Genomic DNA, 14,635 nt, shown 5'->3' on the forward strand with positions numbered 1-14,635 from the left:
ATACAGCACGGCGATGCCTATCAGCGGCAGCCCGACGGTGCGGGTGGTCGTCGCGGCCGCGAGAAGCAGGCCCGCCCCGCCACAGGCCACGACGCCGGGGCGCCGGGACCAGCACAACGCGAGCATCCCACCGACCAGCAGCGCGGTGAACAGCGCCTCGGCCGCCCGGTCTGTGGGGTCGAGTGCCGCCTCGACGCGGGGCTGGCGAGCCACCGAAGCAGCCGGTGCTGTGCGAAGAACGCGAAGCCGTTGTCATCCCAGGTGTTGGTCTGCCGGTGGCGGCCCAGCCAGTTGTCGCGGTGCCATCCGAAGCGAGGATGGGGCGTGCTCGTGTGCAGGCGGGCGAGCGCGTGCGCGAACTGCTGCTCCCAGAACGTCTCGCTGCGTGGCCTGGGCCGCAGCACTGACAACACAAGCAGTTCTCGGTCCGCCAGGATCACCTCTGGTGTCGCCACGCCGCCGAGCTCGCGCAGGGCGGCCAGCCCTTCGGCCTCGTGACGAAGACCTCGTCGGCCGGCGCGTCGGCGAAGGCATTGGCGAACACCGGCGGCGCGTCCCGGCGGGTGGCTACGCCCGCGAGCGCCGCGAGTCCGCCCGTCGCCGGCTCCACCGTGACGACATCGCGCATCCCGGCCCGAAGCAAGCACTCCAGTAGGAACGAGGCCGAGCCGATCACGACGAGATCCTCCAACTTCGGGTGCGTGGTCGCAAGACCTTATGTGACCAACAGTTGGCTACCTCCGAGGACCAACCTGCAGGTTCAGCGGCCAACGCCCCAACACGCCGCCGATCGTGACGCGTGCGAGGAGTTCTTCGTCGTGGTCTTCGTCCTGGGCGTGGACCTTGCGGTAGTCGTCGTCGCTGACCAAGGGCTCGTGGACGACCTGGGAGGACCAGATCCAGGTCTCGGGGTTGTTCCAGCGCACTTTGGTTTCGTGGCCGAGGGCGACGTCCTCGACGTCGATGAGGACCTCGTCCTTGCGTTGCTTGTTCCAGACCTGCCGGCCGGTATAGCGGGGTTGGTGAGGATGACGCGGACGGCGGTCTTGGACCAGGCGATGGTGGTGCGGTGCGGGTTGCGGGCGCGGTCCTGGGCGGATGGGCTGAGGATGCCCCGTCGCCTACATGCGCGGCCACCGCGCACCACTCGGCCTAGACATATAACCCCCAAGGGGGTATACAGGGGTTATGCGGGACGTGATGGTCGTGACCATAAAGGGGACTCTGTGATGCCGAAGATCAACGTCTACCTGCCCGACGAGCTGGCCGAGGCCGTCAAGGAAGCCGGCGTGCCGGTCTCCGCCGTCTGTCAACGAGCTCTGGAGCAGGCGGTGCGGCGAGTGACCGCGATCCGGGAAACCGTCCTCGGCGAGCTGGACGACGCGGACCTGGCCGCACGGATGCCACACCTCACCGCACGCGCCCGCACCGCGCTGAAGCTCGGTATCGAGCAGGCCCAGACGGACCAGGCAGCCGCCGTGAACACCAGCCACGTGCTCGCTGGCATGCTCGCCGAGGGCGGCAACCTGGCCCTGCACGTGCTGCAAGCGATCGAGATCGCTCCGGAGCAGGTGGCCCGCGAACTTGCCCGCCAATCATCGACAGAACCCGTTGTCACCGACGACGACTCGCAGCGCTTCAGCGGTCCGGCGGCGAACGCGCTGGAAACGGCCGTCACGGAAGCCACCGCACTCGGGCACAACTACGTCGGCTGCGAGCACCTCCTGCTCGGTCTAATCGCCGAGCCCGACGGGGCAGCCGGCCAAACCCTGCGGTCCCTAGGCGCCGAACTACGGCTAACCCGCCGGGCGGTCGCCGCAGCCCTGGCCGGCTACGTCCACCTGCGAGCCCAAACCAGCCAATCCACCGCCAGTAGCGCCGCAGACACCGACCCCATGGCGGTCCTAGCGGCCACGCTCCGCCAACAGTTGCAACCCCTGATGCACCGCATCGAGCGACTGGAGGAACGCATCGGTGTCGCCGAAGGCTGAAACCAACCTCCACCACCCGCGCGGTTCAGCACACAGCCCATCAGGCGACCGCCCCAACCACATCGGCGCGTACCAGAGCATCCGCGCCGCGACCGCCGCCATCGCTGTGACGGCGCTCTTCCTCCTGCTCGTCCTACCGCTAGTAGCGGCAGCCCACTAGCCACCTACCCCCTGCCCACCAGGCACGCGGCCCCGACACCGTTCGGGGCCGCTGTCTTGCGCATCCAGGCCCTGATCGCTTCAAGATTCAGGAGAAGGATCCGGCGAGTTGCCGGCACCTCGCGGCGGCAGGGTATAGAACGCGCACCAAGACAATCGCCGACAAGAAACGACCGGCATGCGTCCCACGGCCCAGGACCGAGACCGACAAGACCGCCTTGCGGCGTGGCGTCTCGCTTGGTGCAGAGAAGGCTGGTACGTCGACATCGAGCACGCCGGTCATGTCGTGACCCGCTCTGCCACATGCTCACCCACCCGCACGTCCAAGAAGGACAGACGGTCGTGGTGGGCCAGATCATTGGTGTGGTGGGATCGTCGGATCGCTCTTCGGGCCCGCACCTTCACTATGAGGTGCATCTGGGTGATCATTCGTCGGAAAGCGCCACGGATCCGGTGCCGTTCATGGCGCAAATGTGCGCACCGTTGGGTTTGGTTGACTTGTAGGTTCTCATTTGAGTTGTCGCTTTCTCAAATGAGATGTCGCCTACTTGTCGCTTGCGACATGCCGGTGAGAAACGTGTCGGCGTGGCTCCGGGCTTGATGGTACCGCCGGGGACAGTATCAGGGTGTGGTACTCGGTCGTGAGAACCGAGTCAGCCGTGTCCGGGTGAGGTACCGCCGGGACGACGGCGAGTTCGTGGACACCACCTTGGATCGTGTGGTGGTCGATGACGTCGCGGCAGGGCTGCCGGTTCGTGAGTTCCGCTGGTATCGAGGCAGGCGGCACTACTCGGGCTGGTATTGGTCGGCGACGTTGCAGCGGCTGGTCGTGTACGAGAGCCGGCTGGAGTTGGCTCGCATCCTCTTGGCCGACTTCGACGAGGACGTCGTTTGCGTGGCGGCGCAACCGTTCCAGCTGATCGGCCCAGATTCGGGCCGGACCCGGCGGCACGTGCCGGATCTGCTGCTGGTGCACCGTAGCGGCGCGGTCACGGTGGTGGACGTCAAGGCGCCGACCAGGGTGGAGGATCCCGCGGTGCAGGCGGTGTTCGCTTGGACACGTGAGCAGTGTCTACCGATGCTGGTTCGCCCGGTGGTGCTGCACCTGTTGTGGACGGGCGTGGTCGGTCGAGTCCGGCATGATCCCGGCACGGGCCGCCTCGGCGGCGCAGTCCCGGATCGCCAACCCGATCATCCGCCCGACAAACCCGCCCCGAGCAACTACGGGCAGTTCATAGCCGTCCAGGAACAGCCGCAGGTGTCGCGCCCGCGTGGCGGCGTCCGGCAGGTCATTGCGTTCGGCCACGTCGTCGCCGTGCAGTTGGGCGTGCCACCACCCGGCCACGGCGACCTCGTCGAGCGGGTCGACTGGCCCGGCCAACTCCCAATCGATGAACGCCGCCGGCCGGCCATCGACGATGACGACGTGCCACGGCCCAGCGTCGCAGTGCCCGATCAGCGAGCCCTCGCCAGGACGGTGCATCCACCACGGCTGCCAGACCGCATCCGCTGACGGCATGAAGCTGGCATTGGCGTGGTGCAGGTCGCGCAGCAGAGCACCGGCCTGCCACACGCCCTCGTCCGACCAGGCGTGAGGGTGCACGAAGCTGCCCTCGAGCCAGGTCAGCACCTCGTTGCCGTCGGCGTCTACGCCGTCGCCGACCACCCGCGGACAGCCGGCGAATCCGACCTGTTCCAGGTGGCGCAGCAGAGCATGAACCGTGCCGGTCCACGGCCGGACCGGCCGCCTTACGGTGTTCCCCACGCGAACGACGCGGCTGGGGCCGCCTTTCGGTCGCAGGCAGCGGCTCGAAGGACGATGTGGAATCCACGAAAATCTCTCATATCAGCGCGGTAAGCGGTGAACATGGCGCCGAACCAACAGGCGCCAGCAGCTGGCAACGCGGAACCGGTCCACGGCCAGAGGAACCGCAACGACGCGAGGAGCCGAACGTCGCGCCGGACCCAAACGGCCCGGCGGCAGCCACTCGAAGCTAGTGGCAGCAGATCAACGCGCGGTCAACACCCGCATCGCGGCGGTGGCAGCTACCTCGCTGAAAACCATGCACGCCATGTGGACCTCCCGAATGAGCGCTGACGTGGCGACGGTGCGACCTCGCACCTCGTCTTGCCACCGAGTTCCTTTGCCGTCGCGGCGTCGCAACTACGACCACGTGCACACCAGCGCTACGGGTAACGCCTCCGCTAACCACACCAGCCTGGCGCCGATCAGCCATCGCGCGGAGCTGTGTCGATCGTAGGTATGGATGCCGAAGTCCCGACGGGCCGCTGCCAGCCGGCGATCCTGGCAGCCTTGGCCGACATAGGCGGCCTACTCGTTGTGCAGGACGGTCGCGATGGTGAGTCGTGCCGCTGTACGAGCGGGGATGAGTGCGCCGAGGACGGCGATGGCGATGCCGGCCAGGGTGAGCGCGGCCAGTTGTTGTACATGCCAGACGTCCTTCATGGACTCGGGAAAGGAGATGATGCCGACGTTGTCGACGATCAGCCGGTGCGCGGTGATCCCGAGCGGGATGCCCAGCAGTCCGGCGATTACGCCGAGTGCTGCCACTGATGTGACGGTCATGGTCACAACCTGGCGTGGTGTCATGCCGATGGACTTGAGCATACCGAGGTCTCGACGCCGTTCCCGGATGTTGAGCAGCACGGTGTTGAAGACGCCCAGGGCGGCGACGATGCTCAGCAGCACGGTGAACACGGTGGCGAAGCTGACGACGACGGTGGTGGCGGCGTCTGCGGAGCCGAGCACCGACGGATGTAGGCCGGGGTCGGCCGTGGTGACCGCGCGGGCGTACGCGTGGGCGTCGGTGCCGGGCGCGAGCGTCACGGTGTAGTCGATGGCTCGCAGGTCGGGTACGAGCGTGGCGAGTGTCTGCCAGGTGGTTTCCAGAGCCCGGGGGTTGCCTACCATGACCTCGCCGACGAGGGTCACGGTGATCTGCTGGTCGCCGCGGGTGAGGGTGATCTGGTCGCCGACCGCCAGCCCGTGCTGCTGGAGGAACGCCGGCCCGGCGACGGCCTGGCCCGGGCCGTCGGGGTAGTGCCCGCCGACGATCTGGGAGGCGGTGATCGGTGGGTCGCCGCGGTAGGCGTCGACGAAGGCGGGCTGGGTGTGCCCGACGATCCCAGCCTGGGCGAATGTGCGGATGCTTACTTCGCGGGCACCGGGGATCGCGCGTAGTCGCGCTTCGATCTGGGCGTCGCTGAGCGCGGTAGGGGTCTGCCGGCTATCGGGGCTGCCTGGCTGCACACCGACCCGAGCGCCGTCGGAGCGGCCGGTGTCGCCGTAGGCGAGCATGGTGGCGGTCAGGCCGGTGGCCAGCGTGGTGGCGGCGACGCCGAGGCCGATGGCGCAGATGGTCATGGCGGCGCGGCCGGGCCGGGCGAACGGCTGGCCGAGGCCGAGGCAGACCGGTCGCGGGAGGCGGGTGCCGCTGAGCCAGCGCTGGATGCGCAGTCCTCGGCCGGTGCGTGGGGCGTTACCGGCGCTGATCGCCTGCGCCGCCGGGAGGCGGTGGGCGCGCAGCGCGGGGATCAACGCTGCGGCGCTGACGAGGGCAGGCATGCCCAGCAGGGCGATGACTGGTACCCAGGTGCTGACGGCGATGGCGGCGACGCCGGTCTCGACGCCGGTGAAGGCGACCTGGAGGATCGGCTCCGCGATCGCGGTGCCGAGCAGGGCGCCGAGGATACAGCCGGCGAGGGCGGGCACCGAGACCATCGCGAGGTAGACGGCGATCACCTGGTTGGGGGTGAAACCGAGGGCCTTGAGCACGCCGATGTGCCGGTGCCCGGAGACGACCGCGCCGCTGACCACGTTGGCGACGATGAGCACGCACACCAGCAGGCCGAGCACGCCGAACACGGTCATGAACGGCAGAAAGGCGCCGGCCTGCGCGGAGAAGGCCCGCTTGAGGGTCAGGTACGACTGGGCGTTGGTCAGCGCGCCGTCGGGCAGCCCAGCGGTGACCGCGGCCAGGCCGCCGTTGACCTGTTGATCGGTTGCCGCTGTGCGGAAGCGGTACAGCATCTGCCAGCCGGTCGGCCGTATCGCGGTCATCTGCTCGGGTGTCACCCAGCCGCCGGCGGACTTGCTCATGCTGGTGGCGAAGCCGACCACGGTGAGCGGTGCCACCGCGTCCACGTCGAGGCGGGTGCCCAGATTTTTGGGGTTGGGGTGGCCTTGGATAGGCAGGTTGATGACGATCTCGCCGGGTGCGGTGGCCCACCGGCCGGTCAGGAGTTGGACGCGGTCGACCGGGCCGGCCGGGTCGGCCCGCCCGACGACGGTGAGGGGTCCGGCAGGCCGGCCGAGCCAGTCCTGGCGGATCTGTAGGACTGTTTGACCGAACGGTCCGGCGGCGTTTTCGACGTCCGGCCGCTGGCTGGTCTGGGCCAGCTGTGACTCGGCGACTTTCGCAGCGTCGAACGTGGCGACGAGGTGGGCGCCCTGTTGTTGGGTGAAGGCCTTGTCGAATGGTGATGAGGCGGCGTTGAGCAGTCCTAGGGTGATGACGGTCGTGGCGGTGGCGGCCAGGACGACCAAGCCGATGACGAAGGTCTGCAGCCGGCGGCGTTTGACCGCGGCGCGGGAGGCGCGCCAGACGGCCCTCATGCGGCCCTCTCCAGGATGCGTTCGCGGACCACTCGGCCGTCGGCCATTTCGACCAGCCGGTTGGCGCACCGGGTGGCCAGATGTGGGTCGTGGGTGACGATCAGCAGGGTCTGCCCGCTGCGGTGTAGGTCGGTCAGCAGGTCCATCACCTGTTCGCCGGAGCGGCTGTCCAATGCCCCGGTCGGTTCGTCGGCCAGCAGCAGGGCCGGACGGTTCATCAGCGCCCGGGCCACGGCGACCCGCTGCCGTTCACCGCCGCTGAGGGTGGCCGGGTAGGCGTTGGCCCGGTGGGCGACGCCGAGCCCGTCGAGCAGTTCCAGGGCCTGCTTGCGGGCCGTGCGAGCGGAGGCACCGGCCAGCTGCGCGGCCAAGGCCACGTTGTCCAGCGCCGGCAGGTCGTCGAGCAAGTTGAAGAACTGGAAGATCATGCCGATGCGCCGTCGGCGGTACATGGCCAGCCCGGTCTCGCTCAGCTTCCCCAGATCCTCGCCCTCAACGGTGACGGTTCCGGCGGTCGGCCGGTCCAGACCAGCGACCATGTTGAGCAAAGTGGACTTGCCGCACCCGGACGGCCCCATCACCGCGACGGCCTCACCGGCGCGGATCCGCAGCGACACGCCGTCCAGCGCGGCGGTGTCCCCGTATTCCTTACGTACGTCGTCGACTCGAACGACGAGCTGATCCGTGTTGTCTTCTTGGGTCACGGCACGACGCTATGGGTGCGGCTGTCACGTCGCGTCCGGCTGCGGAGCCAACTTGGCGCGTAGTACCTGAGAGCTATGCGCTACCGCTCGGGCGGACGACGCCTGTCTCGTATGCGAAGACAGCGGCCTGGGTGCGGTCCCGTAGGCCGAGCTTGGTCAGGATCCGGCTCACGTGGGTCTTCACGGTCTGCTCGGCCACCACAAGGCGTTCGGCGATCTCCGCGTTCGACAGGCCCTGCGCGATGAGCGACAGCACCTCGGTTTCGCGTTCGGTCAGCGCGCCGACGCGGTCCTTGAGCGGGGCCCGCGGGGTGTCGGCCAGCCGGGAGAACTCGGCGATCAACCGCTTGGCGACGTTCGGGGCCAGCAGCGCTTCACCGGCCGCGACCACCCGCACCGTGTGGGCGAGCTCGGCGGCCGAGGCGTCTTTGAGTAGGAACCCAGAGGCGCCGGCGCGCAGCGCCTTGTATACGTACTCGTCCAGATCGAATGTGGTCAAGACAAGGACCTTGACGGCGGTGTCGGCGGGTTCGGTGAGCTGTCGGGTCGCTTCGATCCCGTCCACCACGGGCATGCGGATGTCCATCAGCACGACATCCGGGGCCAGGTCGGCGGCCTTGTCGACCGCATCCTGGCCGTTGACGGCCTGGCCGACCACCTCGATGCCGGGTTCGGCGTTGAGCAGCACCGTGAAACCCTGACGGACCATGATCTGGTCGTCGGCGATCAGCACGCGGATGTTCGTCATGCGAGATCCTCAACAGGTGGTGTAGATCGGGGCCGGCAGGGTCGCGGTCACCTCGTACCCGCCGTCCGCGGTGACTCCGGTGGTCAGCTTCCCGCCCAGCATCGCGACCCGTTCCCGCATGCCGAGCAGGCCGTGACCGGCGCCGGCAGACGGTGACGCTGGCCGGGTCGGGGCAGTGTCGCGGACCTGAATGACCAGGTCGGCCGATTGGTAGGTGAGCTCGACCCGCACGGCGGCGCCGGGAGCATGCCGGATCGCGTTACTCAGCGCCTCCTGCACGATTCGGTAGGCGGACAATTCGACACCGGGCGGCAGCGGCCGCGGCTGGCCGATTGTGCGTGCGGCGACGGCGAGGCCGGCGTCGCGGACGTTGCCGACCAGTTCGTCCAGCCGATCCAGGCTGGGCTGCGGCGCGTGGTCGGCATCAGACGGCGGTGCGTTCTCCACACGCAGCACACCCAGCACCCGGCGCAGCTCGGCCAGGGCTTCCAGCGCGTTGCCGCGAATGCCGGCGAGGTTCTGTTTCAGCTCCTCGGGCGGCTCGGCGACCAGGTGCGGGGCGACCTGCGCCTGGATAGAGATGACCGACAGGTGGTGGGCCACCACGTCATGCAGTTCCCGGGCGATGCGGGTGCGCTCTTCCAGCAGGGTACGTCGGGCCCTCTCCTCAGCCGAGATCTGCTGCTGCGCTGCTAACTGGGTGCGAGCCACCCGCCGGGCGCGCCGCACCGCACCGAGCAGCGCGGCCAGGCCGCATACCGAGATGATCGGCGTGTTGGCGATCGGGGTCCGTGTGCGGGTGTTCGGATGGTGTGGTGGTCGCCAGGCGGGTGCGCTCGGCACGCGGTGACCCGCCGCGGCTTTCTCCGGCGGGTGAGGCGACAGTGTGGATCCGCTACGGCGTGAACGATGTGGCACCGGTCGCGTTGGACCAGGTGCGGGTTCGAGAGTTCGCCGGGTCGGTGCCGTGGCGGCGGTGGCGTTCGCATCACGGGCAGGCACACTTGTCCGGCGGTTTCTGGTCCGCCATCGTGGGCGGGCATGTGGTCTACGAAAGCCGTCTGGAGCTGGCCAGGCTTCTCGTGGCTGACTTCGATCCACTGATCACCGCGATCTGGGCGCAGCCGTGCCGGCTGGTCGGCCACAGTGGACGGCAAGCAGCGCCACCATGTGCCGGACTTCCTGTTCGCGTCCCCCGACCGGGGACGTCACGGTGGTGAACGTCAAGCCGGTGCACCGGTTGGCCGATGCTCGGGTGGCCGAGGCGTTGGCGTGGCCGCGAGCGCTGTTGACCGGGCACGGGGCTGCCGGCTTACTCGCGGGCTTGGCCCCTGACCCTTACTCACGGGTATTCACTCGTCCGGCCACGCGATCAAATCGGGTGGTTTTGACAAATCGGACATATTCTTTAGGTGCGACTCATCCCGGATCCGATCCTGAGAGGAACGTCCCTTGACCAAGCGATGCAACGTTCAGATCGCCACGTGCGTGGTGCCCAACTCGACCGAGCAGCCGGTGCTGACCGTCTCCGGTTCCGGCACCTCCCTTACCGCGTCGATCTACAAGCCTGCGGACGGCCACCATGACCGCCAGGTGTGGACGATGGAGGAGACGACCGAAACCAGCGGCAGCGAATCGACCGGCTTCCGCCTAGTCACCTACCGGACGTTCACCATGACGATCGGCAAGCAACTGATGGCACTGACCCGCACCGCGGCCAAGCACCCGCTGGCGGTCCAGCCCTACACCCCCGGCGGCGCGAACCAGATCTGGTACGACGTGCTAAACCGGTCGTCAACGAACTTCACGCTGGGCTCAGCCGACAGCACTCCGATCTGCATCGACCTGCAGGACAGCAAGACCAAGGACGGCTCGCCGGTCTGCTCCTACCCGCTGAACAACCCGTTTACCGCCAACCAGGCATGGCAGTTGAAGTGGCTCAACGACCTGCCGGGCTCGCACATCGCGCAGCAGTACGACATCGCCAACCTGTTGCTCACCGAGGCGACTAAGAACCCGCAGTTCCGAGCCATGCTGATCGCCGATCCCGCGCGAACGTTCACCGATGCCGGCTACCCGCTGCACATCGAGGAGTACGCCGAATTCAACAGCTTCTTCCGGTCGCACAAGCCGCTGATGCAGGCGCTCGCCAGCGGCGCGGACGCGACCGTCACCGCGGCCTGGCCGTGCGTCGTCTGCCAGATCGCCCTATACTCCGCCGCGGCCGTCCTGGTCGGCATCGGCGCTTTCGGGCTGGCGCTGCTGACGCCGACCACCCCGATCGTGGTCTCCCTCGCCGCGACCGCGTCGGTGACCACGCCTCAGGCACTGGCCTTCATCGTCGGCCTCGGCGCGCTCGCCGACTTCTCGGTCGCCTCCGTGCTGACGGCGCTCTGCGAGTGGCTCAACATCTGCGGCTGACGTGCCACCGGCATGATAAAGGACCTGTCCAGCGTGGAAACCGCGCAGTGGGACAGGTCCTTCATCAGATTCTTCAGCAGCGGCGCCGAGACCCAGACCACAACGAGCAGCGGGCTGACTCAAAGAACTCGGCATACACGAACAAGACCTCTGCCGACACCGCCAGCGCATCGAACAAACGGCCGGAATCCGCATCTTCCGACCCAACCCACCCCTGGCCCCCATCCCAGAAGGCGCACAGTTTCTCTGCCACGCAGCCCGAGCGCTACAACGACTCGACCAATCCACTTCCGGAAAATCTTGAGCACCCCCAACACCGCAGGCCCATCCAAGGACCCAAGACCCAACCGAATGCTCAAGATCTCGCGGACTACCTTGTGCTCGAATCACCGGGAACGACGGCCACTCCAGGCTCCAGATTGCTCACGGATTCGCGGAACCTACACAGCAGTTGGCTGCCGCATCCGGAGCGGCGATCCGGGGCGATGTTGAGTGGTGCCTGCACGCCGGCGCTTGGACACAACCGGTCAACGCTCCAATCGTGTCAAGCTTCCGCACACCCGAGCGGCCGGACCATGACGGCGTCGACCTCGCCGCACCCACCGAGACACCCATCCGGGCCGCCGCAGGTGGACCCTGGCCTGGTTGGTGGCTCATCCCACTACCCGCCTGGCCGACGCAACGAACGCCATCTTGCTTCAGAGGCTCCGTCATGGCACATCGGCCCTCACCCGTGCAATTCGCTATCCCTCGTCCATCTCATGGTGTGAGCTGCTCAGGGCGCTCCGATGCGGCCGTCGGTCGTCTCCGCAGAGGCCAGCCTTCGGAGTATCTCCATGTCGGTGATGTCCTTCTGTCGCCATGGCCGGCCGTTGCGCAGGCGGGGGAACTGCTCCTTCATGGCGAGCATGCCGGAGACGCTCATGGCCAGGACCGGCGTGCCGTCGAGCGTCACGGGCTCCCCGCCGAACGATCCTGGCGGGAACAGCCAGTCGGCGAACCGCCCAAGGGACTGGCTGAACGATCCGTCTGGCCACCGATCGAAGTAAGCGGTGCTAAACGAAACCTCGTCCCACGTGAACTCGCAAGATTCCTCTGGCGGTTGAGTCGGCAGAGCCATGGCACCAGCTCCTACGAGAAGCGCCTTCGAGCGCTCGGCATAAATGCGCTCGACCCAGAACTCCACGTCGCCGTGCTCACGCGTAATCCGGCCGATCCTCGCATCGAGTCCCCAACCTCCGAACAGCCATGCTGAGATATCGTCCGCCTGCAGGACCGCGACGACCTTGCGAATAACACGCAGCTGCCCTTCGGTCTTCTCGGCTCCGGACCTATCTGGACCACGCCGCTGCCCACGACATCAGCACACTCGAAGCGATCCGCGACGCCGTCGAGGGCAAGTGCTGGCTACCGCCCTGCCCCGCCTGAGACGGGATCAAGGACCCTCCGGAACGGACACATTCAGAGACTTGCAATACCCGACTGCACCGTTTGGCACCTCCGACTCCGGCTTCCCGCGCCGAGGTCGAAAGCGAACAGGCTCTCGCCCGCGGCGAGCACCTCCTAGCAATGATCGACGCGCTCGACCACACCGACCTACAGGGCCCGGCCGCCGACGAAGCCGACCGCCGGCTCAAAGACTTTGCCAGCCAAGCCCGCTTCCAGGGCTCTGGCATCACCGACCAGCGGCGGCTGCTGCGCCTGATGCGCCGCGACGACCCCGCCATATATCCGGGCGCATACGTCACGTGCGTGTCCGACCCGGCCAAGGCTCTCTGCCGTCGCGGTGAAACTGCCGGGCAGCACCCGGATCTCAACGCCTGCCGCCCCCTGGACTGCCGCAACGTTGCGCTCACCGCCAACAACACGACCGCGTGGCAGGCCGAGATCGACAACATCGGTCGGCGGCTCCAGTCCAGACCACCGCTCCCGCCGCTGCTTCACCACCAGATGTCCGACCGCCTCGACGAGCTGACCAAGTTCCTGGCCCGCCGCCACGAACGGCGGACCCCGTGACACCCGCCGTCCGCCCCGGCACCGACCTGGCCAGCTACAGCAAGGGAGGTTCAGCTCCCATCGACCGAGAACGTCGACAAGGCCAAGGCGGAAATCCTCGCCGAGACTCACACCAGCGGCGCCAGACCTACCGTCGTTGCGCTCGCCCGGCGTGTCGGTCTGACCAACGCCACGTTCTGGCGGTACTTCCCCGACGTCGCCCGCGAGGTCGCCGCAGCCGGTCGAAACGAATCACAGGCGGAACCGTCGTGCACGCGCCTTCCCGGCTCCAGGACCTGGAGCGCCAGAACGCGGAACTCCGCCGCACCAACCGCGATCTCACCCTCACCGTCAAGTTGGCCGAAGCCGCCATACAACGACTCGCCCTCGAAAACCACCGGCTCCGGCAGGAACTCGAAGCCGCTACCCGGGTCACTCGACTCGACGACAAGCGCCGAAACACGCCAGCACCACCCACACGCACATAGCGACGCACCACGATCGCGAACACGTTCACCAAAGAGTTCGACCGGGCACAGCGGCGCCGCCTGGGTGATGTCACCGACGATGGGCATGAACGGCTGCCGGTGTTCCGGGTCGGGCTTACCTCGCGGACCACGCTGCGGACCTTGAACCGGATGATCTGCGAGTTCTCCGGGCACCGGGCGGGCTAGCGCCGCGCAGCTGGGCACGTTCGCGGTGGACTGTGCGCTGTCGTGCCAGAGCCGCGTCGGGATCATCGACGACCTCCACTTCGTGGATCTGAATCGCCGCGACGGTGTCGAGGTGTTCAACCACTTGAAGTGGCTGTCGAACGAGTTGCCGGTCACGTTCATCTACGCCGGCGTCGAGCTGGCCGAACGGCGGCTATTCACCGAAGGGCTGTCGGGGGACAGCCTGGTGCTGGCACAAACCGCGACGCGGTGGACGCGGCTGGAGCTGCCGCCGTTCATGGTCACCAGCAACACCGGGCGCAGGCACTGGGCCAGTCTGCTAAAGGCCACCGAGCGGCAACTGGTCCTCGCCGCTGCCCGGCAGATGATCGCGGATCTTTCCCGTCACTTCCACGGCTGCTTCATCAGCAGGTAGACGGCAACGGAACCCACAAGTGCGCCGAGGACGAAGCCCCGGAAGCCGCTTGCTGAGCCAGAACGAACCTCCTCCTGCTGACGCCCCGAACGGACCTGCGCGGACTCCCGCTCGCCTCGCGACAGCCTCTCAGCCAGCTCATACGCGAGCCATCGCCATCTGCTGATCACGAACCACGCTTCGGCGGGGACCTTCGACCCTTGCTTTTCAACTGCGACGTGGCCTCATTCACCTTCTCCTTGAACGCGTCGCCGGCGATCTTTCGCACGAGTTGTCTAGCCGCTTCGCTCGGCCCGCCTGCACGATCCGCCACCTGCCCACCTCCTGGTCGAACGGTGCCGACGATTCGACATTCCGGCCCACGCTGCGCAACAGCCACCTGTCGGATAGCAGTCAGGTCGATCGGCAGCGAAGTCGATCAGCGTGCTACCGCGCGGTGGTAACGCCCGTCATAGCGGTGCATCCAACCGAACGGACCGCTGCCGCGCTACGGATAACGCCGCCCTAACCCCTCTCCGCCTCAACAACGACAGCTCAGACCGGTCCTACATGTACGCCACCTCAACCGGCGCCGTGCGATGGAACACCGGCGCCACCGACAGCAGCACGGTCTGGGCGTTCGAACGCAAGTAACTAAACCCCCAACGAGATGCGGGGCTGGGGCCGGCGAGCGTTCGCCGGCCCCACGCGCAGCGCTGTCCAAATCGGACCAGGTGTGCTCCAGTAGCGTCGCCTACCTCTCGAAATCATTGACAATCGGCACGTCTTAGCCCTGATCCACCGATGAGATTCGGTTGAGGGCGGTGTGGCAGACGGGAAAGTGCCCTCTGAACTGGGAAGATTGAAGTTGCTGACGCTTCTATCTTCTGGTTCGAGAGGGCACCGTCGAGGT

14 protein-coding genes and 4 pseudogenes are annotated in these 14,635 nt (G+C 67.4%); 7 read left to right on the forward strand and 11 right to left on the reverse strand.

What is annotated here, in order from left to right; genetic code table 11:
* The 4 genes and pseudogenes from V6V89_RS38915 to V6V89_RS38930 form a co-directional block, all read right to left on the reverse strand.
* A pseudogene (locus V6V89_RS38915) lies at positions 1–213 on the reverse strand (hypothetical protein); the annotation flags it as partial.
* A gap of 41 nt (positions 214–254) precedes the next feature.
* Positions 255–455, reverse strand: a pseudogene (locus tag V6V89_RS38920) (fructosamine kinase family protein); the annotation flags it as partial.
* Entirely contained in the window at positions 437–676 is a 240-nt protein-coding gene (locus V6V89_RS38925; protein WP_334624700.1) for a hypothetical protein, read from the reverse strand. The pseudogene V6V89_RS38920 and the gene V6V89_RS38925, both read right to left, overlap by 19 nt.
* A 58-nt stretch (positions 677–734) precedes the next feature.
* A complete protein-coding gene (locus tag V6V89_RS38930) occupies positions 735–1,100 on the reverse strand; it encodes a recombinase family protein (protein ID WP_334624712.1) in 366 nt (121 codons plus the stop codon).
* A 129-nt stretch (positions 1,101–1,229) separates the two neighbouring features.
* Between V6V89_RS38930 and V6V89_RS38935 the strand changes: the two genes are divergently transcribed.
* The 4 genes and pseudogenes from V6V89_RS38935 to V6V89_RS41990 form a co-directional block, all read left to right on the forward strand.
* Positions 1,230–1,991: a Clp protease N-terminal domain-containing protein gene (locus tag V6V89_RS38935; RefSeq protein WP_334624701.1), complete on the forward strand. Its 762-nt coding sequence runs from the start codon at positions 1,230–1,232 to the stop codon at positions 1,989–1,991.
* Complete coding sequence (locus V6V89_RS38940; RefSeq protein ID WP_334624702.1) at positions 1,975–2,151, forward strand: hypothetical protein; 177 nt, start codon at positions 1,975–1,977, stop codon at positions 2,149–2,151. Before V6V89_RS38935 ends, V6V89_RS38940 begins: the two co-directional genes overlap by 17 nt.
* 249 nt (positions 2,152–2,400) lie before the next feature.
* Positions 2,401–2,654: pseudogene (locus V6V89_RS38945) on the forward strand (peptidoglycan DD-metalloendopeptidase family protein); the annotation flags it as partial.
* A 217-nt stretch (positions 2,655–2,871) separates the two neighbouring features.
* Positions 2,872–3,210: pseudogene (locus tag V6V89_RS41990) on the forward strand (TnsA-like heteromeric transposase endonuclease subunit); the annotation flags it as partial.
* Between the two features lie 12 nt (positions 3,211–3,222).
* Here V6V89_RS41990 and V6V89_RS38950 read toward each other — a convergent pair.
* From V6V89_RS38950 to V6V89_RS38970, 5 genes are all read right to left on the reverse strand, one after another.
* On the reverse strand, positions 3,223–3,915 hold the full coding sequence (locus tag V6V89_RS38950; protein ID WP_334624703.1) for a phosphotransferase: 693 nt from the start codon (positions 3,913–3,915) through the stop codon (positions 3,223–3,225).
* A gap of 567 nt (positions 3,916–4,482) precedes the next feature.
* Entirely contained in the window at positions 4,483–6,786 is a 2,304-nt protein-coding gene (locus V6V89_RS38955; RefSeq protein WP_334624704.1) for an ABC transporter permease, read from the reverse strand.
* Complete coding sequence (locus V6V89_RS38960; protein WP_334624705.1) at positions 6,783–7,490, reverse strand: ABC transporter ATP-binding protein; 708 nt, start codon at positions 7,488–7,490, stop codon at positions 6,783–6,785. Before V6V89_RS38960 ends, V6V89_RS38955 begins: the two co-directional genes overlap by 4 nt.
* 73 nt (positions 7,491–7,563) lie before the next feature.
* A complete protein-coding gene (locus V6V89_RS38965; protein ID WP_334624706.1) occupies positions 7,564–8,238 on the reverse strand; it encodes a response regulator transcription factor in 675 nt (224 codons plus the stop codon).
* A 9-nt stretch (positions 8,239–8,247) separates the two neighbouring features.
* The gene (locus V6V89_RS38970) at positions 8,248–9,081 is read right to left on the reverse strand and encodes a sensor histidine kinase (RefSeq protein WP_334624707.1); all 834 of its coding nucleotides are present in this window, start codon (positions 9,079–9,081) and stop codon (positions 8,248–8,250) included.
* Positions 9,082–9,690: 609 nt separating this feature from the next.
* Between V6V89_RS38970 and V6V89_RS38975 the strand changes: the two genes are divergently transcribed.
* Positions 9,691–10,659 (forward strand): hypothetical protein, encoded by a 969-nt coding sequence (locus V6V89_RS38975; RefSeq protein ID WP_334624708.1) that lies wholly within the window; start codon positions 9,691–9,693, stop codon positions 10,657–10,659.
* A 775-nt stretch (positions 10,660–11,434) separates the two neighbouring features.
* Here V6V89_RS38975 and V6V89_RS38985 read toward each other — a convergent pair.
* Positions 11,435–11,962: a nucleotidyltransferase domain-containing protein gene (locus tag V6V89_RS38985; RefSeq protein ID WP_442935304.1), complete on the reverse strand. Its 528-nt coding sequence runs from the start codon at positions 11,960–11,962 to the stop codon at positions 11,435–11,437.
* A 188-nt stretch (positions 11,963–12,150) separates the two neighbouring features.
* Between V6V89_RS38985 and V6V89_RS38990 the strand changes: the two genes are divergently transcribed.
* A complete protein-coding gene (locus tag V6V89_RS38990; protein ID WP_334624709.1) occupies positions 12,151–12,675 on the forward strand; it encodes a hypothetical protein in 525 nt (174 codons plus the stop codon).
* A 107-nt stretch (positions 12,676–12,782) separates the two neighbouring features.
* Here the strand turns inward: V6V89_RS38990 and V6V89_RS38995 are convergent, their stop codons facing one another.
* Entirely contained in the window at positions 12,783–13,394 is a 612-nt protein-coding gene (locus tag V6V89_RS38995) for a hypothetical protein (protein ID WP_334624710.1), read from the reverse strand.
* Between the two features lie 16 nt (positions 13,395–13,410).
* Between V6V89_RS38995 and V6V89_RS39000 the strand changes: the two genes are divergently transcribed.
* The gene (locus V6V89_RS39000; protein ID WP_334624711.1) at positions 13,411–13,743 is read left to right on the forward strand and encodes a hypothetical protein; all 333 of its coding nucleotides are present in this window, start codon (positions 13,411–13,413) and stop codon (positions 13,741–13,743) included.
* Positions 13,744–14,635: the final 892 nt, after the last annotated feature.

The organism is Micromonospora sp. CPCC 206061, assembly GCF_036906915.1.
Classification (GTDB): domain Bacteria; phylum Actinomycetota; class Actinomycetes; order Mycobacteriales; family Micromonosporaceae; genus Phytohabitans.